The organism is Nocardioides sp. Z38_18 (genome assembly GCF_058215695.1).
Genome location: NZ_JBZAJE010000002.1, coordinates 839,230 through 864,292, shown reverse-complemented (window position 1 = coordinate 864,292; position 25,063 = coordinate 839,230). Strand labels below are relative to the sequence as shown.

At 69.6% G+C, this 25,063-nt stretch carries 25 protein-coding genes; 21 read left to right on the top strand and 4 right to left on the bottom strand.

The genetic code is table 11. The features are described from left to right. Positions 1-53: 53 nt before the first annotated feature. The 13 genes from AC4BGC_RS15305 to ygfZ all read left to right on the top strand — a co-directional run bounded on the left by AC4BGC_RS15305 (position 54) and on the right by ygfZ (position 11,506). Positions 54-821 (top strand): SAF domain-containing protein, encoded by a 768-nt coding sequence (locus AC4BGC_RS15305; protein WP_490556506.1) that lies wholly within the window; start codon positions 54-56, stop codon positions 819-821. Continuing rightward, positions 821-1,606 (top strand): CpaE/TadZ family protein, encoded by a 786-nt coding sequence (locus tag AC4BGC_RS15300; RefSeq protein ID WP_490556505.1) that lies wholly within the window; start codon positions 821-823, stop codon positions 1,604-1,606. The genes AC4BGC_RS15305 and AC4BGC_RS15300 overlap by 1 nt, the downstream gene beginning before the upstream one ends. Positions 1,607-1,614: 8 nt before the next feature. Beyond that, a complete protein-coding gene (locus tag AC4BGC_RS15295) occupies positions 1,615-2,922 on the top strand; it encodes a TadA family conjugal transfer-associated ATPase (RefSeq protein WP_490547590.1) in 1,308 nt (435 codons plus the stop codon). Next, positions 2,919-3,803 carry a type II secretion system F family protein gene (locus AC4BGC_RS15290; RefSeq protein WP_490556504.1) on the top strand — a complete coding sequence of 295 codons (885 nt, stop codon included), beginning with the start codon at positions 2,919-2,921 and terminating at the stop codon, positions 3,801-3,803. The genes AC4BGC_RS15295 and AC4BGC_RS15290 overlap by 4 nt, the downstream gene beginning before the upstream one ends. Next, complete coding sequence (locus AC4BGC_RS15285) at positions 3,800-4,717, top strand: type II secretion system F family protein (protein ID WP_490556503.1); 918 nt, start codon at positions 3,800-3,802, stop codon at positions 4,715-4,717. Before AC4BGC_RS15290 ends, AC4BGC_RS15285 begins: the two co-directional genes overlap by 4 nt. Before the next feature lie 66 nt (positions 4,718-4,783). Then, positions 4,784-5,002, top strand: coding sequence for a Flp family type IVb pilin (locus tag AC4BGC_RS15280; protein WP_490547593.1), 219 nt, complete (start codon positions 4,784-4,786; stop codon positions 5,000-5,002). Positions 5,003-5,042: 40 nt separating this feature from the next. Beyond that, on the top strand, positions 5,043-5,468 hold the full coding sequence (locus AC4BGC_RS15275) for a TadE/TadG family type IV pilus assembly protein (RefSeq protein ID WP_490556502.1): 426 nt from the start codon (positions 5,043-5,045) through the stop codon (positions 5,466-5,468). A gap of 62 nt (positions 5,469-5,530) precedes the next feature. Further along, positions 5,531-5,905 carry a TadE/TadG family type IV pilus assembly protein gene (locus AC4BGC_RS15270; protein ID WP_490547595.1) on the top strand — a complete coding sequence of 125 codons (375 nt, stop codon included), beginning with the start codon at positions 5,531-5,533 and terminating at the stop codon, positions 5,903-5,905. Then, positions 5,902-6,585, top strand: a complete 684-nt coding sequence (locus AC4BGC_RS15265; protein ID WP_490556501.1) for a Tad domain-containing protein — start codon at positions 5,902-5,904, stop codon at positions 6,583-6,585. The genes AC4BGC_RS15270 and AC4BGC_RS15265 overlap by 4 nt, the downstream gene beginning before the upstream one ends. A 37-nt stretch (positions 6,586-6,622) precedes the next feature. After that, the gene (locus tag AC4BGC_RS15260) at positions 6,623-9,289 is read left to right on the top strand and encodes an AfsR/SARP family transcriptional regulator (protein ID WP_490556500.1); all 2,667 of its coding nucleotides are present in this window, start codon (positions 6,623-6,625) and stop codon (positions 9,287-9,289) included. Between the two features lie 64 nt (positions 9,290-9,353). Further along, positions 9,354-9,980 (top strand): LysE family translocator, encoded by a 627-nt coding sequence (locus AC4BGC_RS15255; protein WP_490556499.1) that lies wholly within the window; start codon positions 9,354-9,356, stop codon positions 9,978-9,980. A 125-nt stretch (positions 9,981-10,105) separates the two neighbouring features. Beyond that, on the top strand, positions 10,106-10,378 hold the full coding sequence (locus AC4BGC_RS15250) for a hypothetical protein (RefSeq protein ID WP_490556498.1): 273 nt from the start codon (positions 10,106-10,108) through the stop codon (positions 10,376-10,378). Between the two features lie 108 nt (positions 10,379-10,486). Further along, positions 10,487-11,506, top strand: coding sequence for a CAF17-like 4Fe-4S cluster assembly/insertion protein YgfZ (gene ygfZ, locus AC4BGC_RS15245; protein WP_490556497.1), 1,020 nt, complete (start codon positions 10,487-10,489; stop codon positions 11,504-11,506). Between the two features lie 56 nt (positions 11,507-11,562). On the opposite strand, the gene AC4BGC_RS15240 is transcribed toward ygfZ, so the two are convergent. The 3 genes from AC4BGC_RS15240 to AC4BGC_RS15230 all read right to left on the bottom strand — a co-directional run bounded on the left by AC4BGC_RS15240 (position 11,563) and on the right by AC4BGC_RS15230 (position 14,505). Further along, the gene (locus AC4BGC_RS15240; RefSeq protein ID WP_490556496.1) at positions 11,563-12,096 is read right to left on the bottom strand and encodes an acyltransferase; all 534 of its coding nucleotides are present in this window, start codon (positions 12,094-12,096) and stop codon (positions 11,563-11,565) included. A gap of 167 nt (positions 12,097-12,263) precedes the next feature. Next, complete coding sequence (locus AC4BGC_RS15235; RefSeq protein WP_490556495.1) at positions 12,264-13,595, bottom strand: O-antigen ligase family protein; 1,332 nt, start codon at positions 13,593-13,595, stop codon at positions 12,264-12,266. A 4-nt stretch (positions 13,596-13,599) separates the two neighbouring features. Further along, complete coding sequence (locus tag AC4BGC_RS15230) at positions 13,600-14,505, bottom strand: hypothetical protein (RefSeq protein ID WP_490556494.1); 906 nt, start codon at positions 14,503-14,505, stop codon at positions 13,600-13,602. A 226-nt stretch (positions 14,506-14,731) separates the two neighbouring features. Here AC4BGC_RS15230 and AC4BGC_RS15225 point away from each other — a divergent pair, with 226 nt between their 5' ends. From AC4BGC_RS15225 to wecB, 3 genes are all read left to right on the top strand, one after another. After that, a complete protein-coding gene (locus AC4BGC_RS15225; protein WP_490556493.1) occupies positions 14,732-15,847 on the top strand; it encodes a hypothetical protein in 1,116 nt (371 codons plus the stop codon). Continuing rightward, a complete protein-coding gene (locus AC4BGC_RS15220) occupies positions 15,847-17,571 on the top strand; it encodes a WecB/TagA/CpsF family glycosyltransferase (protein ID WP_490556492.1) in 1,725 nt (574 codons plus the stop codon). The genes AC4BGC_RS15225 and AC4BGC_RS15220 overlap by 1 nt, the downstream gene beginning before the upstream one ends. 67 nt (positions 17,572-17,638) lie before the next feature. Next, positions 17,639-18,790 carry a non-hydrolyzing UDP-N-acetylglucosamine 2-epimerase gene (wecB, locus tag AC4BGC_RS15215; RefSeq protein ID WP_490556491.1) on the top strand — a complete coding sequence of 384 codons (1,152 nt, stop codon included), beginning with the start codon at positions 17,639-17,641 and terminating at the stop codon, positions 18,788-18,790. 9 nt (positions 18,791-18,799) lie between these two features. Here the strand turns inward: wecB and AC4BGC_RS15210 are convergent, their stop codons facing one another. Next, positions 18,800-19,489, bottom strand: coding sequence for a heparin lyase I family protein (locus tag AC4BGC_RS15210; protein ID WP_490556490.1), 690 nt, complete (start codon positions 19,487-19,489; stop codon positions 18,800-18,802). 805 nt (positions 19,490-20,294) lie between these two features. Between AC4BGC_RS15210 and AC4BGC_RS15205 the strand changes: the two genes are divergently transcribed. From AC4BGC_RS15205 to AC4BGC_RS15185, 5 genes are all read left to right on the top strand, one after another. After that, on the top strand, positions 20,295-20,804 hold the full coding sequence (locus tag AC4BGC_RS15205; protein WP_490556489.1) for an acyltransferase: 510 nt from the start codon (positions 20,295-20,297) through the stop codon (positions 20,802-20,804). Beyond that, the gene (locus AC4BGC_RS15200) at positions 20,801-21,346 is read left to right on the top strand and encodes a serine O-acetyltransferase (RefSeq protein ID WP_490556488.1); all 546 of its coding nucleotides are present in this window, start codon (positions 20,801-20,803) and stop codon (positions 21,344-21,346) included. Before AC4BGC_RS15205 ends, AC4BGC_RS15200 begins: the two co-directional genes overlap by 4 nt. Further along, the gene (locus tag AC4BGC_RS15195; protein ID WP_490556487.1) at positions 21,339-22,193 is read left to right on the top strand and encodes a glycosyltransferase family 2 protein; all 855 of its coding nucleotides are present in this window, start codon (positions 21,339-21,341) and stop codon (positions 22,191-22,193) included. The genes AC4BGC_RS15200 and AC4BGC_RS15195 overlap by 8 nt, the downstream gene beginning before the upstream one ends. Positions 22,194-22,443: 250 nt before the next feature. After that, complete coding sequence (locus tag AC4BGC_RS15190) at positions 22,444-23,427, top strand: glycosyltransferase (protein ID WP_490556486.1); 984 nt, start codon at positions 22,444-22,446, stop codon at positions 23,425-23,427. Further along, positions 23,424-24,980, top strand: coding sequence for a lipopolysaccharide biosynthesis protein (locus AC4BGC_RS15185; RefSeq protein WP_490556485.1), 1,557 nt, complete (start codon positions 23,424-23,426; stop codon positions 24,978-24,980). The genes AC4BGC_RS15190 and AC4BGC_RS15185 overlap by 4 nt, the downstream gene beginning before the upstream one ends. The last annotated feature ends 83 nt before the right edge of the window (positions 24,981-25,063 follow it).

The following is a 25,063-nucleotide window of genomic DNA, read 5'->3' as shown; positions in this document are numbered from 1 at the left end:
GGAGCGCTGCCGTGCCCAGACGTTCCGATACCGACTGACCGGAGACAGAGCACATGTCCCAGACCACCGACCAGTCCCGAGGGCGCGGGAACGGTTCCGCACCGGGCAAGAAGACCTCGGGCGGGCTCCGCCGTCCCGGTTCCACCGGTGCCTCCTTCACCCCCGCCGCCCCTTCTCCGCCCCGGCGCAAGCGTCCCGCGCTCACCGCGCTGGCCGTCCTGCTGATCGTCGGCGGCGCGGCCCTCGCCGGTCTGCTCGCCGTGCGGATGGACTCGCGTGAGTCCGTGCTCGTGGTGAACACCAAGGTCACGGCCGGCCAGCGGATCACCTCGGACATGCTCACCTCGACCAACGTCTCCAGCGACAGCCTCAAGACGATCTCGGTCGACGCGACCGACGAGGTCGTCGACAAGCTCTTCGCCCGCCAGACCATCTACGAGGGCCAGCTCCTCCAGCCCGAGCTGCTGCGCAAGCAGCCGCCGCTCCAGGTGGACGAGGCCCAGGTCGGCGTACCGCTCATGGCAGGGAAGTTCCCGCCGGACCTGCGCGGCGGCGACGCCGTACGCCTCGTCCGGATCGGTGACGCCCAGGCTCCCTCCCAGGCGCTGGCCAAGGGGCTCGTGATCGAGGTCAGGGGGGCCAAGTCCAGCGGCTTCGGCGGTGAGTCGGGCGCCTCGGTGGCCACGGTGATCGTGCCGCAGAGCGTGGCCGACCAGGTCGTCGGCGCGGCCGGCACCGACCGGCTCGGCATCGCCCTGACCGGCCGCGGGATCGGAATCGACGACGCCGACATCGCCGACCTCTCCGGAGGCAGGAACTGATGTCCCTGATCGCGTTCGCCTCGGCCAAGGGATCACCGGGGGTGAGTGTCACCCTCGCCGGTCTCGCGCACCTGTGGCCCCGGCCCGTGGTGGTGGCCGACCTCGACCCGGCCGGTGGTGACACCGGACTGCGCTACCGCAACGAGAGCGGCGACCCGCTCAACCCGGCGGTCGGGCTGCTCTCCCTCGGCGCCGCGGTGCGGGCCGGGCAGAAGGCCGACCTCGAGGACCACCTGCAGACCACCGCCGGCGGGATGCGCACCCTCGTCGGCGTGAACACCCCGGGCCAGGTGCTCGGGCTCGGGCCGGCGTGGCAGCACATCGCGCTGACCCTGCGCCGCTCCCGGCAGTACGACGTGCTCGCCGACTGCGGCCGGCTCACCCCGGGATCCCCGACGATGGCGATCATCGACAACGCCGACGCCGTGGTGCTGGTCAGCCGTGGCGAGCTCGAGGACGTCGCCCACCTGCGGGAGCGGCTGCGCGGACTGCAGGAGTCGCTGCACCTCGGTGCCATCGACGCCACCCCGACCGGGATCGCGATGGTGACCTCGGCGTCCGACTCCCGCGGCCTGGCCGACGCCGAGCGGCTGATGGCCTCCGCGGGCCTGCCCGTGCGCGGGCTCGGCGTGATCGCCGAGGACTCCAAGGCCGCCACCGTGCTCCGCACCGAGTCCGGCCGCAACATCCGCCGCTCGGTGCTGGTGCGCTCGCTGGTCGACCTGACCACACGTATCGACGAGATGACCAACCTGACCGGCCGCGTCCGTCAGAACGCTTCGTAGGGGGATCGATGGACCAGCAGCTGCTGCGCGACCTGCGCACCGAGGTGGCCGAGGCGCTCTCGGTCCAGCGTCGCGAGGACGCCGCCAACGGCCTGCCCACGATGAGCTCGGAGGACGAGCGGCAGTTCGCACGTGCCGTGATCGCCCGCGTGCTCGAGGGCCACGCCGCCAAGGAGATCGCGGCAGGGCGGACCCCGCCCACGGTCACCGAGGAGCACGAGCTCGCCGAGGGGATCCACGCCGCGCTGTACGGCGTCGGCCGGCTCCAGCCGTTGCTGGACGACCCCGAGGTCGAGAACATCGACATCAACGGCTGCGACAACGTCTTCGTCGGCTACGCCAACGGCGAGGAGCGGCGCTTCCCGCCGGTCGCGGAGAGCGACGAGGAGCTGATCGAGCTGGTGCAGGTGCTCGGCGCCTACTCCTCGATCACCTCCCGCCCCTTCGACACCGCCAACCCGCAGCTCGACCTGCGGCTGCCCGACGGCAGCCGGCTCTCGGCGGTGATGGGGGTCTGCCAGCGGCCCTCGCTGTCGATCCGGCGCTCCCGGATCGGCCGGGCGAGCCTGGACATGCTGGTGGAGAACGGCTCGATGTCGCCGGACCTGGCCGGGTTCCTCTCGGCCGCGGTCAAGGCGCGCAAGAACATCATGATCGCGGGCGCCACGAATGCCGGCAAGACGACGCTGCTGCGCGCCCTGGCCAACGAGATCGACCCGGTGGAGCGGCTGGTCACCGTCGAGCGCGCGCTGGAGCTCGGGCTCGGCGAGTTCGAGGACCTGCACCCCAACGTGGTCGCGTTCGAGGAGCGGCTGCCCAACTCCGAGGGCAAGGGCCAGATCCTGATGAGCGAGCTGGTGCGTCGCTCGCTGCGGATGAACCCCAGCCGGGTCATCGTCGGTGAGGTGCTCGGCGACGAGATCGTCACCATGCTCAACGCGATGAGCCAGGGCAACGACGGCTCGCTGTCGACGATCCACGCGAACTCCTCGCTCGAGGTGTTCAACCGGATCTGCACCTACGCGATCCAGTCCGTGGAGCGGCTGCCCGCCGAGGCGACGATGATGCTGATCGCCGGTGCGATCGACTTCGTGGTCTTCGTCGAGCGCCGCAACGAGTACGCCGCCGGCGGCGGCCTGCGCCGGCTGATCACCTCGGTGCGCGAGGTCAACGGTGTCGACGGACGGGTGCTCTCCAGCGAGGTCTTCGCCGAGGGCGAGAACGGCGTGGCCGTGCCGGCGGCGCCGATCCAGTGCATCGAGGAGCTGCTGGCCGTCGGCTACCAGCCCTACCACCACGCCGGAGCCGGTGGATGACCGGCAGCCAGCTGCTCATCGTCCTGCTCGGCGCCGTCGTCGGAGCCGGCATCGCGCTGCTCATCCACTCGCTCCAGCAGGTCGAGGACGACCCCAATCGCCCGGTGCAGCCCTCCACGCTGGTCCCGCAGCTGAAGAAGCTCGGCGCCCGGCTGCCGCTCGCGATCCTCGCCGGCGTCGTGGTCCTGCTGCTGACCAGGTGGGTGGTGCTCGGCGCCGCCAGCGGGCTGCTGGTGTTCTTCGCCCCGCTGCTCTTCGGTGGCGCCCGCTCCGAGCGGGTGGCGATGGCCCGGCTCGAGGGCCTGGCCGCCTGGACCGAGTCCCTGCGCGACACGATCGCCGGGGCCGTCGGCCTCGAGCAGGCGATCCCGGCCACCGCCACCGCGGCCGCCCCCTCGATCCGCCCCCAGCTGGTGGACCTCTCCGACCGGCTCCGGATGCGTACGCCGCTGCCGACCGCGCTCCAGCACTTCGCCGACGATCTCGACGACTCCAGCGCCGACCTGATCGTGGCGGCCCTGATGCTCAACTCCCAGCTCCGCGGCCCCGGCCTGCGTGAGGTGCTGACCTCGCTGGCCGGCTCGGCGCGCGACGAGCTCGAGATGCGCCGCCGGGTCAACGCCGGCCGGGCCAGCACGCGTCGCAGCGTGCAGATCGTCATGGGTATCACGGTGTTCTTCGTGCTCGGCCTGGCCCTGTTCAACAAGAGCTACGTGGAGCCCTACTCCGGCGCGGTCGGGCAGATGGTGCTGCTGCTGATCCTCCTCCTGTTCGCGGCCGGGTTCCTCTGGATGCGCCGGCTCTCGGCGTTCGCGGTCCCCGAGCGGTTCCTGTTCTCCGCGACCAGCACCGGCAACGCCTCCAGGGCGGCCAAGCGATGACCGCGGTGATGGTGGTCGGCGCGGTCGTCGGTCTCGGCGCGCTGCTGCTCGTCCTGCAGTTCGACACCGGGCGTGCGAGCGGCGCCTCCGAGCTCGCCCGCCTCGACGCGGCCCGGGCCCGGACCCGGCGTACGGCCGTGCTGCACGCCGAGGAGGAGTCCAAGGAGCGCGAGTCGATGCGGGTGCGCAAGCTCGGCGCGCAGATCCGCTCGGTCTTCGAGGCCCGCGGCTGGAACCTGCCTGCCGGCCTGCGCGCCGACCTGGCCGTGATGGGCACCACCGTCGAGGGTCACCTCGGGATGAGCGTCCTCGCCGCGGTCGCCGGGCTGTTCGCGCCGACGGTGATGGTCGCGCCCGCGATCTACTTCTTCGGGGCGAGCATCTCCACGCCGCTGTGGATGGCCCTGGTCGGCGGAGTCGTCGGCCTGGTGCTGCCCACGTTGCAGCTGCAGGGCAACGCCAAGGAGCGCCGGCGCGACTTCCGGCACGTGGTCAGCTCGTTCCTCGACCTCGTCTCGATGAACCTCGCCGGTGGCCGGGGCGTTCCCGAGGCGCTCCAGTCGGCGGTCAGCCTGAGCAACGGCTGGGGGATGGTGCGGATCCGCGAGACGCTGCAGACCGCGCGCCTCCAGGGCGTGACCCCGTGGTCGGCGCTCGGCGACCTCGGCGAGGAGATGGCGGTGGAGGAGCTGCGCGACCTCGCCGCCGCCCTGGCGCTGGTCGCCGAGGACGGCGCGAAGGTCCGCGAGTCCCTGGCCGCGCGCGCCGTCTCCATGCGCCAGCGCGAGCTCGCCGACGCCGAGGGGCAGGCCGCTCAACGCTCTCAGTCCATGCTGATCGCGCAGCTGCTGCTGTGCCTCGGGTTCCTGCTGTTCCTGATCTATCCTCCTGTGTCGCAGATTCTGGGGTTCTGATGCGGTGTGCCCAGACTGCGAGATGGGTATCACCCGTCCGTCCCCTCAACTGGAGGTCCTCCACCCATGACGAACTTCGTTAGCCCGCTGACCCCGATCGGGTTCTGCCTGCTCATGCTCGAGGGCCGCGTGGCCCGCAACCGTCGCGAGGACGGGGCCTCGGCCGTGGAGTGGGTGATCATCGCCGCGATCGTGGTGGGCATCTGCATCGCCGTCGCCGGCATCCTGAGCAACGCGCTCACCGGCAAGGCCACCGACGTCGGCAGCAAGATAAACAGCCAGTGACGTCCCAGTGACTCGCTGCTGATGTCCTCGTGATCCGACGGTGAGCCGCCTCGTCGTACGCGCTCGTGCCTGTCGCCGTTCCCGGCGCCGGGACGAGAGCGGAGCCTCCGCTGTGGAGCTGGTGCTCTACATGCCCATCTTGATGTTCACGATCCTGTTCGCCGTGCAGTTCTCCCTGGTCTACCTCGGCGGGCAGGTCGCGTCCGGTGCTGCCCGCGAGGGGGCCCGCACCGCGCGCGTGACCAGCAACCCCGCGGCCGCCCAGGGGGTCGCCGAGCGGATGGTGGACCAGATCGGCGACGGCGTGCTCAACGAAGCCCAGATCGCGGTGCAGATCGGCGAGGACCAGGCCCGGGTCACGGTCAGCGGCCAGGCCAGCAAGATCATCCCCTTCCTCCCCATCCCGCGCGTCAGCGAGACCGTCCAGGGCCCGGTGGAGCGCTACGTCCAGGACGGTGCCCCGTGAGGCGGTCGTGGGGCGGTCGAGCAGCGAGCGGAAGGTCGAGACCCCGCACCGAGCGCGGCTCCATGGCCGTCGAGGTCGTCGTCCTCATCCCGGTGATGTTCATGTTCACGCTCTTCGTCGTCGCGGGCGGCCGCTACGTGAGCGCCCGCGCCGATGCCGACGCCACCGCCCGTGACGCTGCCCGCGCCGCCTCGCAGAGCCACACCCGGGCCGAGGCCGGCGACGCCGTACGCAACGCGATCGCCCAGGGCCTGCGCTCCACGCGCAACTGCCAGCCCACCGGCCTGACCGGCAACTTCGAGTCCGGCGGCACCGCGATCGTGCAGCTGAACTGCCAGGTGAGCTACGCCGACCTGGGGCTCCTCGGCCTCCCCGGCTCCCTGGCCGTCACCGCCGAGGGCCACGCCCCCATCGACACCTACCGGAGCACCCGATGACGGCCCCAGCCCGCCTCCGCGTCCCGGGGTCTCGACTGTCCACTCGCGGCGTCCGCGTCCCGGGGTCTCGACTGTCCACTCGCTTCGCTCGCTGCTCGACCGCCTATCGCCCTAGGTGGTCGAGCAGCGAACGAAGTCTTGCGTCGAGCAGCGAGCGCCAGCGAGCGGACAGCCGAGACGAGCGATCAGTCGAGACCGTTAATAGGTGGTCGAGCAGCGAACGAAGTGAGCGATCAGTCGAGACCACTGCGGCGCCCCGGCGACCCAGGTCCGAGCGCGGGTCCGCCACCGTCTTCATGATCGGCTTCACGATGGTGATGTTCCTGTGCGCCGGCCTCGTGATCGACGGGGGCCTGGCGATCAACAAGCGGATGCGGATCGCCGACGACGCCGAGCAGGCCGCCCGGATCGGGGCGGACAGCATCGACGTGAACGAGTTCCGGCGTACCGAGAAGCTGGTGATCGACGAGCAGCTGGCGCAGCAGCGGATGGCCGGCTACATGGCCGACCTCGGCTACACCGGCGGCAAGTGGACCGGCAGCGTGCGCAACGGCGAGGTCACCGTGACCGTGAACGACACCAGCAAGACCTTCATCCTCCAGCTGTTCGGAATCCCGTTCCCGGTGCGAGCCGAGGCCGTGGCGGTTCCGGACACTGGCCAGCAGGCACCGGTGCCCTGATGGACTGCTCCAGCTCGGCGAGAGAACCAGGAAACCCATGAGCAACCAGATCACTCCGGACCAGCCGCGTTCGACCGACCCCGCACGGTTCCAGCAGCCCGGCACCGCCGAGGAGAGCTCCGGCGGCAGCCGGGCACTCTCCGCGCTGGCGCTGCTCGCGCTCGTCATCGGGATCCCGGTCGCGCTGTGGCTGCTCGCCGGCGCCGACCCGTTCCCCACCTCGATCCCCGACAAGGAGACGCTGACCGGGCAGCTGAGCTTCACCACGCTGCTCAACGTGCTGCTGTTCGTGGTCTGGGTGGCCTGGGTGTTCTTCGTGGTCTGCGTGGCCGTGGAGGTCGCAGCCGCGCGGCGCGGGGGACTGGCCCAGCCGGTACCGCTCGGCGGGCCGCTGCAGAAGCTCGCCCGAGCGCTGGTGGGTGCGCTCCTGCTGGCCGAGGTGATCTCCGGTGGCGCTGCCTCCGCGACGGTCACCCCCGAGCACTCCGGGCCCGAGGTGGTCGCGGCCGCCGTACAGCAGGAGGCCGCCGACCAGGCGGTCGACCGGGCCGAGCAGACCCGGGCCGAGCGTCGCGCCGCCCACGAGATCACCGACCAGGAGCACCTGCTGGGCCACAAGGTCTACACGGTCAAGGCGCCGAAGGACGGCTACCACGACAACCTCTGGGACATCGCGGAGCGGCACCTCGGCGACGGCCGTCGCTACACGGAGATCTACGAGCTCAACAAGTCGCTGAACCAGCCCGACGGGCGCAAGCTCCAGCTGGCGCGGTTGATCCAGCCCGGCTGGAACATGGTGATGCCCGAGGACGCCGTCGGTGTGGATCGGATGGTCGAGGCGCCCCAGGCAGCCCTGCCGCCGGCCGCCCCGACGCAGACGGCTCCGGACCCCGGCGCCGACATGGTCGGCGAGCAGGGCGTCCAGGAGATGCCGGGGGGCCTGGTCGGCATCGGCCTGCTGGCGGCGACCGCGCTGGGTGCCCTCGCGTTCGCGCGGCGCCGGCGGATCGGCGCTGCCTCGGGCGCGGAGGATGTCGAGGTCGCGCTGCGTGGCGCGGCCACCCCGACGCGGGCGGCGTTCCTGGACCGGGCGCTGCGCGACCTGATGGCCGCGTGCCGTGAGGGTGGCGCACCGCTGCCCTCGGCGTACGCCGTGACGCTCGACGACTCGACGGTGACGCTGAAGCTCGCCCCGCCCTCGCCGAGCCCGGTCGGGGAGTGGCACACCTCCGACGACGGCGTGACCTGGGTGCGCGACCACTTCGAGCCGGACGCCGAGCTGGACGGCGAGGCGTCGCCGTACCCCGCGCTGGTCAGCCTCGGCGTCGACGACGACGGCCGGGACGTCCTGGTCGACCTCGAGGCCGCCGGGGGACTGGTCGCCATCGACGGCGACCCGAACATCGCCAGCGAGGTCGCAGCCGCGATCGCGCTGCAGAGCGGTACCGCGACCTGGGCCACCGACATCCGCGTCACCGCCACCGGTCTCCCCGCTGGGCTCAGCGGCGTCGGTGACGAGCGGATCCGCGTCGTCACCGACCTCGCCCCCGAGATCGACACCCTGGAGCAGGGCCTGGAAACCCTCCGCGCCGACGTGCTCACCGGGCGGGTCGGCCGCCGCTCCGCGATGACCTCCCAGCTCGTCGTGGTCGGCCACCTCGACGACGACCAGCTCGCCGAGCGGCTGGTGGGCCTGACCGGTCCGGAGCGGCAGTCGCTTTCCGTCGTACTCGCGGGCGGGCACCGGGCCGCACGCTGGACCCTGCGGGTCGACAGCAGCGGTCACCTACGTCTCGACGAGCTCGGCATCACCGTCACCGCCAACCGGATCGGACACGAGCAGGTCGAGGGGATCGCAGAGCTGTTCGAGGCCGCCCGCCGGCCCGACAGCCCCGACGACGGGGGACTGGTCAGCATCCCCGCGCCGCTTCGCCAGGTCGACGACGCGGCCTGGACGACCGCTCCCCGCCGGGTCGGGGTGCTCGGCGCGATCGCCGTCACCGGCGTCGACCGGGCCGACGTTGCGCGCGCCGACCAGCTCGTCGAACTGGTCACCTATCTCGCGCTGCACCCCGAGGGCGTGCACCCCAACGTGCTCGCCGGGGTGCTGTGGCCACGCGGGGTCACCCCCGACGTCAGCAACGCCGCCGTCGAGCGTGCGCGGGCCTGGCTCGGCGACGACGTGAACGGGCACGCCTACCTGCGTGAGGACGCCGAGGGCAGGCTCTCGCTGAGCGAGGCCGTGGTGTGCGACTGGGACGCGGTGCGCTCCCTGTTCCTGCGTGCGCGTTCGGCCCCCTCGCACCGCGACGAGGTCGAGCTGCTGCGTCGCGGTCTGCAGCTGATCCGCGGCGAGTCGTTCGCCGGTGTCCCCGACGGCCGTTACGGCTGGGTCGCCCACGACGACCTCGAGCGCAGCATCCGCCGGGTCGTGGTGGCCTCGGCGCACCGGCTCGTCGAGCTGCTCGGCGGTGACGACGACCCGAGTGGCGCCGGTGCCGCGGCCGAGGCAGGCCTGCGGGTCGACCCGGCCAACCAGCTCCTGTGGCGCGACCTGCTGCGTGCCCGTTACGCGAGCGACGGGCAGGCCGGCGTACGCCGCACGCTGGACGCCATGGGCACCCCGCTCGCCGGCATCCCGCTCGAGGCGGAGACCGAGGCCCTGGTGCAGGAGTACCTCCCGGAGCAGCGCTCGACCGGCTGAGCGACCGCGTCGCCGTTCGCTCGTCCGACTTGGCGGCGGGGCCGGCTCGGGTCCACACTGAGCCGTGCCCGCCACCAGTCAGTGGATCGCCTTCCTCGTGGCGTCGATCCTGTTCATCCAGGTCCCCGGCCCCAGCCTGCTGTTCACGATCGGCCGTGCGCTCACCGTCGGTCGCCGCGACGCCCTGCTCTCCGTGGCCGGCAACGGCATCGGCCTCACCACGCAGGTGGCGCTGATCGCCGTCGGGCTCGACGCGGTGGTCACCACCTCGTCGACGGCGTACGCCGCGATCAAGGTGGTCGGGGCCACCTACGTGATCTGGCTCGGCATCCAGGCGATCCGCAACCGTGCCGACGCACGGGCAGCCCTGGCCTCCCCGGCTCCCGGCGGACGCGGCAAGTCCCTGCGCACCGGCTTCATCGTGGGGGTGACCAACCCCAAGACCATCGTGTTCTTCGTGGCCTTCCTGCCCCAGTTCGTCAACGCGGGAGCGGGCCACGTCGGCGTGCAGATGGCGCTGCTCGGTCTCGTGTTCGGGGCGATGGCGATCTGCTCGGACAGCATCTGGGCGCTCGCCGCGGGCAAGGCGCGGGACTGGTTCGCCCGCCAGCCCCAGCGGCTCGACCGCCTCGGTATCGCCGGCGGCGCGATGATGGTCGGCCTCGGCGCCACCATGCTCGCCTCGGAATAGCCACCGCCTCGCGGCCAAGGCGGGTCTGCGGGCCGACCCGGCCCACCAGCCCCTGTGGCGCGACCTGCTCCGGGGCCCGCTACGCGAGCGACGCGCAGGCCGGCGTACGTCGCACGCTGGACGCCATGGGCACCCCGCTCGCCGGCATCCCGCTCGAGGCCGAGACCGAGGCCCTGGTGCAGGAGTACCTCCCGGAGCAGAGCTCGACCGGCTGGCGGTGGTCAGGGGCGCCGCCACAGCGCGGCGAGACACCCCATCCCGATGGTCCAGGCGAGCGCAACCGGTACGTCACCCACTTCCACGCCGTGGGTATCCGTGACGGCGATCAGCGTCTGCGGGGCGATCGGGTTGTGCCCAGCGACAGCTGCCAGCGCGAGAAAAGTCAACAGCACGGCTAGGACCACGATGCAGGCACGAGCGCGCACAGGACTCCTTGTCTCGCCGAGGCGCCAATGTAGCCAATCGTTGTTTCGCCTCGATGACCGTGGGCGCGCAACAATGAACCCATGATCCCGTCTACTAGTGCCACTGCAAGTCCGCTCCTCGACCTGCCCGGAGCGGTCAGCGGCGACGGGATCGATGCCCCGGTGGCCGCGCACTACGGATCGTTCAACCGTGAGCAGCGCGCCCTGGTCAGCGGCGAGGGGTTCGTGGACCTCTCGCACCGCGGCGTGATCCGGGTCAGCGGCCCCGACCGGCTCACCTACCTGCACTCACTGACCACCCAGCACCTCGAGCGCCTCGAGCCCGGCGTGCCGACCGCCGCGCTGGTGCTCTCGCCCAACGGGCACGTGGAGCACGCGATGTACGGGGTCGACGACGGCGAGGCGTTCACCGCCCACGTCGAGCCGGGCGAGGCCGGCCCGCTCGCGGCGTTCCTGGACCGGATGCGGTTCATGATGCGCGTCGAGGTCACCGACGTCACCGAGGACCTCGCCGTCGCCTGGCGTCCCGTGGCGTCGACAGGCTCGACGGGCGCCGCGGAGCCCGCCGGACCCAGCTCCGGCAAGTACGACGTCTTCGCGCGCTCGGAGCTCAAGGCGTACGCCGAGGCGGCCGGCCCCGCCGCAGGGATGTGGGCCTTCGAGGCGCTGCGGATCGCCCGCGGCGAACCCCGTTTCGGCCAGGACACCGACCACCGCACCATCCCCAACGAGGTGGGCTGGATCCCGTCCGCCGTACACCTCGACAAGGGCTGCTACCGCGGGCAGGAGACCGTCGCCCGGGTGCACACCCTGGGACGCCCGCCCCGCCGGCTGACCCTGCTGCACCTCGACGGCTCCGACAACCGCCTCCCCAAGCGCGGTGCTCCCGTGCGGCTCTCGACCGGCTCGGCCGACGGCGTCGGCAAGGAGGTCGGCTTCGTCGGCAGCTCCGCCCGCCACCACGAGCTCGGCCCGATCGCCCTGGCCATGATCAAGCGCAACGTCCCCGTCGACGCCGAGCTCGACGCCGACGGCCTCCCGGCCATGCAGGAGGTCGTGGTCGACCCCGAGGTGGGGCTGCACGTCCGTCCGCTGCGCTAGTTCTGCAATAGCGCGGTCGGTGGCCCGCCGCCGTCCGACCGACCACTCCCTGCGTCCTAGGGGGTCACAGCGGTCGGAGGCTGCGCATCCCCTGTGTCGGAGGCGCTCGTCCTGCCGCGCTCCACGTTGATGTCCGAACGAACGACCTCGGCGGGTGCGCCCATGCCCAACGAGTTCGCGGGCAGGTCATGCATGAGCAGGCTGTTGGCTGCGACTGTGCTTCCACTGCCCACGTGGACACCCTTGCCGACGGTGGCCTTGCTTCCCAGCCAGGCGTTGCGGCCGATGACGACCGGGTCCACCGCCGCGTTGTGGTACCAGTGGTCGTCGGCGTTGCGACGGAAGTGCGAGCTGTCCACAACGGTGACCATCTCGCCGGTGCCGGCCAGAGGCTCGAACGTGACGGCTCGCGCGCAGTGCACGACGCTGCGCCACGAGAGCAGGTTGTCCCCTTCGAAGACAAGCCGGCCACGAACGTTCAGGACGCAGTCGCGGCGGACCGTCACCCTGGGACCAAGCACCACGTCAGCGCCCGGACCCAGCTGCAGCAGCACGCCGCCTTCGACCTTGGCCTCGGGGCCGAGGGTCATGCGAATGGTCCCGGGGCCGGAGATCGCCAGGACGACCCGGGGCGAGAGGTACGCCGTCGGGTGGATCGTGATCGCGCATCTGCTGCCCCGAACCGCTGCAGCGAGACGAAGGCGCGTCACGGCGACCAGGGTGCCGGCTCGGCGTGCAGATGTCAGGAGGGAGCGCTTCAAGGCGCCTCCAGTTCGTGGGGTACGTCGTGAGTCAGCTCTTCGGGGGTGAAACCGACGTCGTCGGGGTCAGCGACCATGCCCAGAAAGACCCAGAGCAGGCTCGAGGGAAGCGCATACGAGATGGGCATCAGCATCGCCGCAGTCAACCAGCAGAGCCCGTAGCCGACCGCTGCCTGGCGCCAGAGTCGGTGCTCCCCGTGCTGGGGAAGGGGGCGCCACAACCCCTTGGTCGCCGTGAGGAGGGCCATCAGCCAGATGACCAGTCCTGGTATCCCGATCTCCACGGCCAGGCCGAGGAACACGTTGTGGACGGCGATGCCCGTCGCTGCCACGGGCGTCGTGTCCAGCTGCCAGAGCCAGTCGTTCTCCACCAGGTAGAACTTGTCGAAGCCGATCCCCAACCACGGGTGGTGCTGAATCACGTCCCAGGCGGTCCAGGTGGCGTTGATGCGATCGAATGCCGACCCGGACTCGCTCAACCGGGCCAGGGTCAGCTGCTGCAGCGCCGGGCTCACGGCCAGCAGGAACCCGACGACGACAGGCACGAGGACGGCCACGGCCGCCACGAGCCGCCGCGTCCGCCGATCCATCGAGAGGGCCACGACGCACCCGATGAGGGTGCCGAGCCACAAGGCCCTGGTCATGGTGAAGAAGAGGCCGAGCACACACGCGAGTGCGACACCCTGCGCGAAGAGCCGAGGCAGCCCGCGGCTCTGCGTCGCGAGGATGGTTGCACCGGCCATGCACGCGAAGAGCTGGAGGCCGTTGCTGCCGACCTGGAGCGAGGGCCCGAAGGCCCGGCCGAAGTGATCAGAGGTCGAATCGACGATGTACCGCGGGAAGATCAACGAATCCGCCTGGAGACCCTGCAGCACGGCGATCGCGCCGAGGTAGGCCCCCAGCACGGTGAGGGCGACGAGCAGGGTCCTACGTCTCGCAGTGGTGCCGTACGCGATCGGAACCACGACGAAGAGCAGGAACGGGATCACGCCGTAGGCGTCCCAGAAGTTGAACCGCGAGGCTGAAGTCGCGATGGTCCCCGACGCGATCATCGAGCACAGGCACCACAGCAGCGCAGCGAGGAACAGGAGATGGATCGGACGCAGCCGCCATCGCCCGCGCCGGGAGTCGCCGTGCGCCACGAACAGAGCGAGGGCCAACGGGATCAGGATGCGATCCGGGGCGATCGGGAACCCGAAGTTGAACGCCTGCCCGGACATGAACTGCAAGGCCAACCCGACGGACAGCAGATGGACGTACAGCGGTAGTCGACCCGGGGGGTCGGCGGTCACTGCCTCACCGGCGGCCGGCAGGGTCTGATGCGACATCGCACTATTCACGCGTTCGCGAGCGTGTCTGTCGCCAGATGGACGCGGCTCCCCACGCCAGCAACGAGACGCCGAGTCCGATGGCGGCACCGAGTGCGATCGGCTTGCGAGTCTGGGTCACCACTTGTGGGCTCATGATGACCGTCACGGAGGTACTGCGGTCTGCGTTCGCCGCGATGCGGTCCTGCAGGATCGAGCCCGCTGACTCTGCCTCCAGCTTCTTGAGCTGCGCGGTGACCCGGGCCTCCCGGTAGGCCGCTTGCTGCGCCGTGGTCGACGTCCCCGAGGCGATCTGTCGGCTCAGCTGCTCTGCCTTCAGGTCAGCGTCCTCGAAGGAACGCTGCTTCGCCACGAAGGACTCAGTCGCGCCGCGTACGTCGTCGTTGGTCACGTTCTTGACCGAGCTGACCAGGGACTGTGCGGCCTCGGAGGCGCCTTTCAGGGCGTCCTCCTCCGAGCCCGCACCGACTCGAAGGCGGATGACCGGGTTCTCGGGGATGACGGTTGCCCGGACGTCGGTCACGGAATCCGGCAACGTCTTGACGAGGCTGCTCGTGTCGACGAAGCGGGCGTAGGTCTCCGCCAGGGTGATGGTTGCCTGCGCGTAGCCCGGGACAGCCTGAGCACTCAACGTCTGGTCACCCACGACGAGGCGGACCTCTGCCTCAATGGGGGTCGGGACCAGCAGCAGGGCGATCAGGGCGCCCCCGATCGTCGAGGCAGCCAGGGATCCCAGAGTCGAAGCCGTTGCCAGGCGTGATCCGAACCCGGCCAGGCGCCCGTCCCGCGGACGTGCGGTGGTCGGTTCGACCTGGGAGAGAGGCACAGCGGTTTCCGATCTGGCGGTGGGGTCAATGTCCTGAATCGTAGGGCCTCTGGCGCGTTCCTCGGGCGGCTTCTCAGAGGTCACGCACCGCTACCTGCGGCAGCCCAGGGCTGCCAATACTTCGCCAGCCCGTGTCGCCAGCCCGTGTCGTCAGCGGGAGGAGCAACCGAGCACTTCCCGAACCGAAAAGGCCCAGCAAGTCGGACTTGCCCAAAAAAATTGGTCTGTCCACAAGGAGAACGTTTCGCCCCTATCGTAAGGGCCATGAAGGACTCGTGTGGCTAGGCCTGGCCCCTGGAACGTGCCCGTGATGCCGTTTGCAGGGGTGGTCGCCCGGGACCTGACCCGACGTGATCGGAGCAGTTCGCCGGGGTCGATCGAAGATCACCTCCGCGAGTCCCTCGCCTGGCTGCGCCGCGCCCAGGATCAAGCGAAGTCCGGCGGCGTCAGCTACGGCTACTCCCTGCGGGGCGGATGGCTCGCCCCGTATCGCGAGACCTCCGGATACATCCTCCCCACCTTCTACCGGGCAGCGGATGCACTGGGCGATCCGGAGCTGGCAAGCCGTGCGGAACGCATCGCTCGATGGTTGCTTCGAGTCCAGAACGAGGACGGCAGCTTCGCCAACACCAAGTACGGGCCGGACGGGATCGTCTTCGACACGGGTCAATGCCTCTTCGGCCTGCTCTCGGCCTTCGAACGGACCCAGGACCAACTTTTCCTGGATGCAGCCCTCAAGGCAGGGCAGTGGCTGGTGGCCGCACTGGGAGATGACCCCCAGTGGAAGCGATTCGAGCACATGGGCACCCCGCACGTGTACAACACGCGGACTGCCTGGGCCCTGCTCAAGCTGAACCAGGCGCATCCGTCCGCCAGCTTCGAGTCGGCCGCGCGGCGCAATCTCGACTGGGCAGTCGCATCCCAGACGCCCGAGGGCTACTTCTCCCACAACGCCTTCCGCGCCGGCGACGCGCCGTACACCCACAACATCTCCTACGCCATCTGTGGCCTGCAGGAGTCGGGATGGATCCTCGGAGACGAGACGTACGTGGCTGCGGCGAAGCGCTGCAGCGAGGCCGTGCGAGTGCGCATGGACGCCGCGGGCTTCATCCCTGGCCGGATCTCGCCCGCGGGTGATCCGGACAAGTCGTTCTCCTGCCTCACCGGGCAGGCGCAACTCGCGGTGGTGTGGGCCAAGCAGTTCCTCCGCGACGGGAACCCGGAGCACTCGAGTGCCGCTGTCTCATCACTTGCCTACGTGAAGCGGCATCACCGGCTGACGCATGCGAATCCGGCCGTGCGGGGAGCCGTGGCGGGCTCGTACCCGATCTGGGGCAGGTACGCCCCGATGTCGTTCCCCAACTGGGCCGCGAAGTTCTTCGTGGATGCGCTCCTGCTGGAGCGCGAGATCGCAGAGGCCAGCTGATGGAGACCATCGAGGTGCTGGGCGGCGGCTTCCACGGGCTGACCCTCGAGTCCACCGTCGACGCGATGACCGACGCGGCCCGGACCGGAGACGGCGGCTGGGTGGCCACGGTGAACGTCGCGATCCTCATGGAGATGCGGGCGAACCCCGAGCTGCGTTCCTTCATCAGCGGAGCGCGCTGGGTGCTGGCCGATGGGCAACCCATCGTCTGGCTCAGTCGGCTCCTGGGCAGGCCCCTGCCCCAGCGGGTGACCGGCGTCGACCTGATCGACAGTGTGTGTGCGCGGGCGCGCGACGAGGGCCTGGGCGTCTACTTCCTCGGCGCGGCCGAGGAGATCGTCAACGCATCGGCGGAAGCGCTCTTGCAGAAGTATCCGGGCCTGCGGCTCGAGGTCGCCAACGGCTACTTCGGCGTCGATGAGGAGGGCGACCGGGTCAGAGCCATCGCGGCCTCAGGGGCGAGCTTTCTGTTCGTGGGGATGGGTGTCCCTCGTCAGGAGCAGTTCATCGAACAGCACTGGGAGGCCCTGGGGGTCGACGTGGCTGTGGGGGTCGGCGGCAGCTTCAACGTGATCGGCGGGGTGCTGCGACGCGCACCGCAATGGGCCCAACAGGTCGGTCTCGAGTGGGTCTACCGGCTCGCGCAGGAACCGCGGCGGTTGTGGCGCCGGTACCTCGTGTCGGGCGGGCAGTTCGCCGTCCTCGCCTCACGTGCCCTGGGAAACCAAAGGACAGCGAGAGAAAAGGTGACCACCGTGGGGAGCCACGAGCAAGTTTCGCCGGCGCCGCAGACAGACCGCCGTTACCTGGTGATCTCACCGTGCCGCGACGAGGAGGAGTTCGTCCAGAGCACGCTGGACTCGGTGATCGCGCAGACCGAGCGACCGACGAAATGGATCATCGTCGATGACGGGTCCTCGGACCGTACGCCGGAGATCGTCGCGCGCGCCGCTGCGGCCCACGACTGGATCGAGGTCGTACAGCGTCCACCCCGGACCACACGGATCCTCGGGTCGGGTGTGGTCCATGCGTTCAACGACGGCCTGGCCGGGGAGGACCTCGACGACTACGGGTTCGTCTCGAAGCTGGACATGGACCTGATCCTGCCGCCCACCTACTACGAGCGGTTGCTGGATCACATGAGTGCGGATCCGCGACTGGGAACTGCCAGTGGACGCCCGTACGTCGCCACCGGCAGCCCGGCCTCGCCGGGGTGGGAGGCGGAGCGCGGTGCGAGTGAGATGAGCGCCGGCATGGCCAAGCTCTATCGAGTGACCACGTTCCGTGAGATCGGCGGGCTCGTGCCCGAGATCATGTGGGACGGCATCGATTGCCACGAAGCCCGCATCCGCGGGTGGCGCTCCCGATCTTTCGACGCTCCGGACACGGACTTCAAGCACCTGCGGCCTGAGGGCGGCAGTGACCGCGGAGTGCTCCGCGGGCGTCGTCGTCACGGCTACGGACAGTGGTTCATGGGCACGAGCCCGGTGTTCATGCTGGCCAGCTCGGTGATCCGGGCCCGGGACGAGCCGATCGTCCTCGGCAGCGTGAACATGCTCCTGGGGTATTGGGGCGCTGCGCTGCGCCGTACACCCCGGCACGGAGGCAGGGCCTTCAGGAGCGAGCTGCGCAGGTTCCAGCGCGAAAGCCTGGTGATCGGCAAGCGCAGGGCGACAGAGCGCTGGGAAGCAAGATCCGCCGCTCGACTCCAGTACCAGCAGTGAACCGCTGCCCACGGACGTGTCGTCGGCACGTCTCGTCACCCACGAAGGAGCTCCCATGCCACGAGTGATGGCGATCTACGGCACCCGACCCGAGGCCATCAAGATGGCGCCCCTGATCGAGGCGATGTCCCAGCGTCCGGGGATCGAGCCGGTGGTGACCGTGACGGGGCAGCACCGCGAGATGCTCGACCAGGTCAATCAGCTGTTCGGGATCACGCCGGATCACGATCTCGACGTGATGCAGGCCGGCGCCAGCCTGAGCGACCTGTCGACCCGGGTCCTGGCCCGCACGGACGCACTTCTGCGGGACAACCCGGTGGATGCCGTCGTTGTCCAGGGCGACACCACCAGCGCGTTCATCGCAGGGCTCGCCGCCTTCTACAACCGGACTCCGGTGATCCACCTGGAGGCGGGACTGCGAACCGGCAACATGCTCGACCCCTTTCCCGAGGAGGCGAACCGGCGGCTGCTCGGACCGCTTGCCGCGCTGCACCTTGCGCCCACGCCTCGTGCGTGCGCATCACTGGTGCGTGAGGGGATAAGCAGGAACGACATCGTCGTCACGGGCAACACCGTCATCGATGCCCTGGCCACTGCATTGGGTACGCCGCCCCACTTCGCCGACGAGCGAGTGCGAGACGTGGTGTCGTCGGGTCGAAAGATCCTGCTCATCACGACGCACCGACGTGAATCCTGGGGAGGGCGGATGGCCGAGGCGATGGCCGCTGTGCGCGACCTGGCCATCAACCATCCCGAGCTGCAGATCGTGTTGCCCATGCACAGGAACGAGCTGGTGCGGGACGTCGTCGTTCCCGCGTTGGGGGACCTGGACTCGGTTCTTCTGACCGAGCCGTTGGACTACCACGCGTTCACGCATCTGATGGCGGCGAGTCACATCGTCCTGACCGACAGCGGCGGGGTCCAGGAGGAGGCGCCCAGCCTGGGCAAGCCGGTCCTGGTGATGCGAGAGACCACGGAGCGCCCCGAGGCCGTCGATGCCGGCACCGTACGTCTGGTGGGCACGAAGTACGAGTCCATCGTCTTCGAGGTCGAGCGCCTTCTGGGTGACCCGGCGACCTATGCGGAGTACGCGAAGCTCCTCAACCCGTACGGCGACGGGAGGGCTGCGCCTCGAGGCGCCGCCGCCATCGCCGCCTTCCTCGGAGTCGGTCAGCGGACAGATGAGTTCATGCCGGTGCCGTCACTGCAGGCGGTGTAGGGGCAACCCCTACAGTCCCCCCGGCCGCGACCCGGTCACCTTCACGGGAGAGAAGTACATCGCCTGGGTCGCCTCGTTGAGCGTGCCTCGGTAGATCCCCTGCTTGAGGTAGATGGGGTCCGGCTTCGAGCTGATGGTGTCCATGGTGGCGACGCGGGTCCGCGCGACCACTTCCTTCCCGTCGCGGTAGACCTGGACCCAGCCCTCGGAGCTGTTGTTCGAGAACTTGATCCCGACGGTCAGCCTGGTCCACTTGCCGAAGTGGATCGGCCCGAGGTTGCCGTCTCCGGGAATGAGTCCGCTGTTGGTTCGAGTGCCGCCGAGACGAAGCCCGGAGCGCTTGACGTCGAGCGCCAGGGGCGGGCTCCCACCTCGGAGCCCCTTCCACTGCGTGAACACCAGCCAGCGTGCGTCGGTGGCGACGGGGAAGCCTTGCGGGATGAGGATCTGGAAGTCGTACCAGCGCTCCGAGCCCGGAGGGTCCGGCCACTGTGATGCGGGGTCACTCCACCACGTGGGAGTCCGTCCGAGGACCTCCGCGCGAGGTGCCGTGTAACCCGGGTCGCTGTAGGTCTCGCCCGGCCGCAGCTCGACGCGCATCAGTGGCCCGGCGGGTGACGACGTCCCGGCCAGCGACTGCATCGTCGTGATGCTCTCTGCGCGGGGGACCTCCTTCCCGGTCCACCCCAGGATTGCCATCTCCACGGTGCTCAGTGGCCTCGGTGAGCTCGGCGATGGTGTGGGGGTCGGGACGGCCGGGGGTGTCGGGACGGGTGTGGGCGATGGGACCGGCTTGGGGGTGGGCTTGGGAGTCGGCTTGGAGGAGGGTTTTGCCGGGGTGGGGCTCGGGGCCGGCGACGGTGGCCGGACATGGACGCTCCGAGTCGGCCGGACGAAGCGGACGGCCTTGGGGCGTGACCATGGGCCGCGGGTGTGCTTCTTGACGGCACGTACCTGCACGTACCAGACCCGTGTCCGGTTGAGGGCACGCGTCGTGGCCACACGGGCTCGAACCGATCCTGAACGCTTCGCCTTGGGCAGCTTCCTCGGGTTGGCGGCAACGCGCAACTGGTACCGCGCACCCGGCACGGCACGCCAGGCGATCTTCAGCTTCGCCGCGTTCCAGTCCTGTCCAACCTGGACCACGCCCTGGACGCGCGGGACACCGCGCGCCTCTGCTGCGTAAGCGGTCCCTGTGAGCATGAGACATGCGCTGAGGATGATCCCGCAGATACGGGAGACGGGACGCCGCATATAACCACCTTGGCCGATGAGCCAACAGGATACGTCGCAAATACGCCTATTTGTCCGTTTCGGGGTAAACGGACAGGCGCGGCGCATCGGGTCGAGGAGTAGACCTGCGGAGAGTGGCCCCAAGGACGGCGGACCATCTCCTCGTTCCCAGTCCGGATCGGCGTGTTACGCGTAAGATGCGGTTTGTCAGTTTGGGCCGTATCCGTAACGGTGAGGGGTGCGCGTGCCACGCCGCGTTCGAGTGTCGACCATGTGTGCCTACCTCGCCTACTACGGTCTCGCGAAGCACCTGCCCTGGTCCATCAGCCCTGGAGGGGGAGCAGCCAAGAAGATCCGCGCCCGGCTCTGCCGGTCCCTGTTCGAGGTCTGTGGAAGAGACGTGAACGTCGAACCCGGCGTGTGGTTCGGCTCTGGCGCGACGGTGCGGTTGGGCGACCGGTCCGGTCTGGGCAAGGACGCCGTGATCATGGGGCACGCCCACATCGGCGCGGACGTGATGATGGGACCACGCGTGATGATCCTTTCCACAAACCACAACTTCTCCGACGTCCATCGCCCCATGAACACGCAAGGGCTGACGGAGTCGGCGCCGGTCGTCATCGAGGACGACGTCTGGATCGGCGCAGGCGCAATCCTCTTGCCGGGACGTCGCATCGGCACCGGGGCGATCGTGGCAGCAGGGTGTGTCGTCTCTCGCGACGTGCCGCCCAGGGCCATCGCGGGGGGCAACCCGATGCGGCTTCTCGGGGAGCGATCATGAGCCACGATCCGTCATCCGTGGACACGTCGGCGCCTTCCGCCTGGGTGGACCTCAGGGCAGACCTGAAGAGGTACGGCCGCAGGCCCTTCTTTCGTGAGTTGTCCGTCTACGCGGTCGTGGTCTATCGATTCGGTCGGTGGAGCGACGACCAGGAGGGGATGCGCGGTCTCGTCGCGCGACGCGCGTACTGGATCCTGCATCGCCTCGCGATCGCGTTGACCAACATCGAGATCCCGAAAGAGGCACGCTTCGGGCCCGGCCTTCGAATCCATCACAACGGACCGGTGGTGGTTCACCCCGGAGTCGTCGCAGGTTCCGACTGCACCCTGCGTCACGGCGTCACGCTCGGTGAGCGCCGCAGCGGAGGAGGGGTGCCGACGCTGGGTGACGGAGTGGAACTGGGTTCGTTCAGCCAGGTGCTCGGACCGGTTCACATCGGTGAGCTCGCCAAGATCGGTTCCCTGGCCTTGGTCATCACCGACGTCCCGGCCCACGGGATTGCGTTCGCGCCTGCTGCACACACGAGGACGCACCATGCCTGACAGTGACATCTCCGTGGTGATTCCCGCCTACAACCGCCCGGAGATGGTGCGGCGGGCGGTCTTGTCGGCTCGGCTCCAGTCGCGACCCCCACGCGAGATCATCGTCGTCGACGACGGTTCCTCGGACGACACCGGCTCGGCAGCAGCGGCTGCGGGGGCCCGAGTCATCAGCCAGAGCAATGCAGGACAGCCGGCGGCACGCAACGCCGGGCTCGCAGCGGCCGAGTCCGAGTGGGTCGCCTTCCTGGACAGCGACGACGAGTGGCTGCCCCACCACCTGGCGACGTTGGAAGGGGCATTCACCCCGGCGCTGGGGATGGTCGCCTCCAACGCGAGAGCGGTCCCGTCGGGAAGGCTGGTCGGGCACCCTGGACGGGGTGTCCTCCACCTGACGCTCGACAGGTTGATCTGGCCAGAGAATCCGCTCAGTCCCAGTGCCACGGTCGTGCGACGTACGACGGCCCTCGACGTGGGTGGCTTCCCCAACGCCAAGCTGGGTGAGGACCGACTGTTCTGGATCGAGATGATCAAGCACTCGCCCGGGGTGGTCCTGCCGGACGTGACCTGCCTCTACCACGAACACCATTCTCAGGTGAGCGGTGACGCGGAGAAGATGCGGCGCGCACGCGAACAGATACTCGTGGACCTCGTCGACGACGGCGTCATCGACCCGGCGCTGCCGGAACGGGTGCGCGTGGTCAGCACGTGGGATCGGGCGCAGCAGAGCAGCGATGCGAAGGCGCGTGCCCTGGAGCTGGTGGAGCTGGTGCGGCACCCCGCTTCCGCGCGTGCACTGGCCACGACGCTGGCCTACAGATTCCGCCTTCGTCGACGCGGCGGCCTGTGATCAAGGGGCCCGGCGTGCCCTTGCCGCTCAGCTCATGAAAGGGGAGTCGACCATCAGCGTGCCCAGAATCTTGTACGTGCTCGACCGATTCCCGGTGTTGTCGGAGACGTTCGTGTCCGCGGAGATCCGCGCGCTCAGGGAGTCGGGGGTCGACGTCGAGGTCCTGACCACCCGTCATCCACGGGTCGTCTGGGGTGCGTCCGCCGACCTTGCCTCACCCGGCGAGCGATGGGGGACCGTGGCAGCGGCGATGGCGCACCTGTGGTGGATGCTCACCTCTCCGAGGCGGTACTGGCTGTACCTGCGGACCTTGGTCGCCGCTCCAGCCTCGGATGTTCCGTTCATGCTCTGGGCGCCGGGTGCGGCCCTCGTCGCGAGAAGGAGCCGGCGGACGAGGCTGCACACACACTTCGCGTTCCGCGCGGCATCGTTCGCCCGGTCGATGGCCGCCCTGCTCGCCGTCGACTGGACGGTGACCACACATGCCAACGACATCTTCGCTGATCGCGCGTATGCGAAACGCCGGCTCTCCGGCGCAGGGGTTCTCACGATCTCCCAGTACAACAAGCGGTACTTGAAGGAGATGGGCGTCGAGGCTGAGGTCAACTACTGCGGCATCGACCTGAGCAGCTTGAGCTTCGTCGATGACCTCGCCGATCGATCCATCGACGTCCTCTTCGTGGGGCGGCTGGTTCCCAAGAAGAACCCGCTCGGGTTGATCAGGGCACTGAGCCTTGCGGAGGCCATGAGTGGACGCGCGCTGCGTGTCGCAGTCCTCGGTGACGGCCCACTCCTCGAGGAGTGCGTGCAGGCCGCCGGTGACCTGGGGCTGGCCGTCTCCTTTCTCGGCGCACAGAGCCATGACCGTGTGCTGGAGACGATCATGGACGCGAGGTCGTTGTGCCTGCCCTGTCAGGAGGCGGCCGACGGGGACCTCGACGGCATCCCCGTCGTACTGATGGAGGCGATGGCCCTGGGGACCCCCGTCGTGACCACGCCGGTCTCGGGCATACCGGAGCTCGTCACACCGGACTCCGGTTGGCTCGTGCCCGAAGGGCGTGCTGCCGACCAGGTTCCAGCCCTGGCGGAGTCGATCCTGGCCTGCCTTCTCGCCGATGATGCGACTCTCGATGGCATCAGGAGAAGCGCGCGAGCCCGTCTCGAATCCAGGTTCTCGCTGCGTGACCAGGCGGCCGGCGTCCTGGCGGCCCGACCGCCCGCGAAGCAGCGATGAGCGACTTGCCGCCACCCGGGGGGCGGGTGGACTCCGAGGCCCAGGTCTCGCCGGGGGCCGAGGTCTCACCCGGCTACGGGGAGTCCGCCGCGCGCAGTGCCGTGTGGAGCGCAGGAACGGCCTTCGCCGTTCGTCTCCTGAGGACGGCATCGTTCTTCGCCATGGCTCGACTCGTCTCGGCTGAGGCGTTCGGGCTCCTCGCACTCGTCGTCGCCGTGGTCTCCGTGGCGCAGATCGCTGCTGGCCTGGGCCTGCACCAGTTCATCACCAGGGTGGAGACCCTGAGCAAGAAGAGCACGGACAGCGCTTTCTGGGTCAGTGTCGCCATGGGCGCATTGCTGAGCCTCGCCGTCGCCGGGATGGCGCCGGTCGTGGGCGCGCTCGCCGGGGAGCCGGACGTCACACCCGTCATGCTCGCGCTGTCGGTGCTGCCACTGCTCGGCGCACTCTCGACCGTTCCCACCGGAATCCTCTGGCGTGAGCTCAGGTACCGCTCACTCGCCGTCCGCAACCTGGTCGCGGCCCTGCTGAGCACCGCGGTCGCGATCGTCCTTGCGGTGGGCGGTCATGGAGTCTGGGCCCTCGTCGCGCAGATCGTCGTCGAGGCCGGCGTCGGCACCGTGATGCTCTGGGTGGCTGCGCAGCGCTACTACAGGCCGAGACTGAGCTTCTCGCTTGCCGCGGCCGTGGAGGCCGTTCGGTTCGGTTGGAAGATCGTTGGCGGAGACCTGCTGTCGGTGGCCTCCTACAAGGCAGATGACCTCATCGTGGGCGTCAAGATGGGCGCCACGGCACTCGGCACCTACAGCGTCGCGTACAGGATGCTCACCGTCCTGCGGGAGACGCTCCAGTCCACGAGCGGGACAGTGGCGTTGGCCTTCTTCTCCCGCCTGCAGGGTGACGCTCCCAGGCTGAGGTCGGGGTTCCTGCGCGCATCGCGCGCCAACGCGGCGATCGCGTTCCCGACCTTCCTCTTCGTGGCCGCCGCGGCGCCGGCGATCGTCGATGTGGCGCTCGGGAGCCAGTGGGAGGAATGCGCGCCCCTCGTCACCGCGCTGGCGACTGTCGGGGTCGGGGCGGCGGCCACGGACCTGAGCCTGGCGCTCCTGGTGGCACTCGGCTACCCGCAGGACACTCTGAGGTTCGCGATCTGGAACACGGCCCTGAACATTGCCGCCTTCCTCGTGGCGGTGCAGTTCGGACTGGTCTGGGTCGCAGTGGCGTTCTCGGTCAGGGCCTACGTGATGCTTCCGATGGTCTTCCGCATGCTCAGGCGTCGATCCGGCATCGGCTTCCGGGACGTCGCGTCCCTCTACATCAGGATTCTCGTTTCCTGTCTGGGGGTGGTCGGTGTCGGCCTGTGGTCACGTCCCCTTTCCGACGACATCGGGTCCCTTCCCGCGCTCCTGGTGACCCTGGCTCTCGCTGCGATCGTGTACGTGGCATCGCTACGCATCCTCGCGCGGGATTCCTACGGCGAGCTCGTCCTCGTCTTCCGGGCGTTGATCCGCCGGGGCCAGTCGGTGGCAGCCTCGCCTGGGGCTGCTGGCTAGCAGCGCGCATCAGGAGTCGACGAACCTCTTCGGTACCGACTTCTCAATGCCCGGGGCGGGGGGCTGAGATGGCACCTAGACTC

Excerpts from the sequence above, each read along its gene's own strand:
- AC4BGC_RS15185 (WP_490556485.1), top strand. The coding sequence starts at position 23,424 with ATGAGCGACTTGCCGCCACCCGGGGGGCGGGTGGACTCCGAGGCCCAG.
- AC4BGC_RS15210 (WP_490556490.1), bottom strand. The coding sequence starts at position 19,489 with ATGGCAATCCTGGGGTGGACCGGGAAGGAGGTCCCCCGCGCAGAGAGC.
- wecB (WP_490556491.1), top strand. The coding sequence starts at position 17,639 with ATGGCGATCTACGGCACCCGACCCGAGGCCATCAAGATGGCGCCCCTG.
- AC4BGC_RS15260 (WP_490556500.1), top strand. The coding sequence starts at position 6,623 with ATGAGCAACCAGATCACTCCGGACCAGCCGCGTTCGACCGACCCCGCA.
- AC4BGC_RS15220 (WP_490556492.1), top strand. The coding sequence starts at position 15,847 with ATGGAGACCATCGAGGTGCTGGGCGGCGGCTTCCACGGGCTGACCCTC.
- AC4BGC_RS15295 (WP_490547590.1), top strand. The coding sequence starts at position 1,615 with ATGGACCAGCAGCTGCTGCGCGACCTGCGCACCGAGGTGGCCGAGGCG.
- AC4BGC_RS15290 (WP_490556504.1), top strand. The coding sequence starts at position 2,919 with ATGACCGGCAGCCAGCTGCTCATCGTCCTGCTCGGCGCCGTCGTCGGA.
- AC4BGC_RS15305 (WP_490556506.1), top strand. The coding sequence starts at position 54 with ATGTCCCAGACCACCGACCAGTCCCGAGGGCGCGGGAACGGTTCCGCA.
- AC4BGC_RS15195 (WP_490556487.1), top strand. The coding sequence starts at position 21,339 with ATGCCTGACAGTGACATCTCCGTGGTGATTCCCGCCTACAACCGCCCG.
- AC4BGC_RS15190 (WP_490556486.1), top strand. The coding sequence starts at position 22,444 with ATGGCGCACCTGTGGTGGATGCTCACCTCTCCGAGGCGGTACTGGCTG.
- AC4BGC_RS15205 (WP_490556489.1), top strand. The coding sequence starts at position 20,295 with ATGTGTGCCTACCTCGCCTACTACGGTCTCGCGAAGCACCTGCCCTGG.
- AC4BGC_RS15225 (WP_490556493.1), top strand. The coding sequence starts at position 14,732 with ATGCCGTTTGCAGGGGTGGTCGCCCGGGACCTGACCCGACGTGATCGG.
- AC4BGC_RS15250 (WP_490556498.1), top strand. The coding sequence starts at position 10,106 with ATGGGCACCCCGCTCGCCGGCATCCCGCTCGAGGCCGAGACCGAGGCC.
- AC4BGC_RS15265 (WP_490556501.1), top strand. The coding sequence starts at position 5,902 with ATGACGGCCCCAGCCCGCCTCCGCGTCCCGGGGTCTCGACTGTCCACT.
- AC4BGC_RS15200 (WP_490556488.1), top strand. The coding sequence starts at position 20,801 with ATGAGCCACGATCCGTCATCCGTGGACACGTCGGCGCCTTCCGCCTGG.
- AC4BGC_RS15280 (WP_490547593.1), top strand. The coding sequence starts at position 4,784 with ATGACGAACTTCGTTAGCCCGCTGACCCCGATCGGGTTCTGCCTGCTC.
- AC4BGC_RS15270 (WP_490547595.1), top strand. The coding sequence starts at position 5,531 with ATGGCCGTCGAGGTCGTCGTCCTCATCCCGGTGATGTTCATGTTCACG.
- AC4BGC_RS15285 (WP_490556503.1), top strand. The coding sequence starts at position 3,800 with ATGACCGCGGTGATGGTGGTCGGCGCGGTCGTCGGTCTCGGCGCGCTG.
- AC4BGC_RS15240 (WP_490556496.1), bottom strand. The coding sequence starts at position 12,096 with ATGACCCTCGGCCCCGAGGCCAAGGTCGAAGGCGGCGTGCTGCTGCAG.
- AC4BGC_RS15300 (WP_490556505.1), top strand. The coding sequence starts at position 821 with ATGTCCCTGATCGCGTTCGCCTCGGCCAAGGGATCACCGGGGGTGAGT.
- ygfZ (WP_490556497.1), top strand. The coding sequence starts at position 10,487 with ATGATCCCGTCTACTAGTGCCACTGCAAGTCCGCTCCTCGACCTGCCC.
- AC4BGC_RS15235 (WP_490556495.1), bottom strand. The coding sequence starts at position 13,595 with ATGTCGCATCAGACCCTGCCGGCCGCCGGTGAGGCAGTGACCGCCGAC.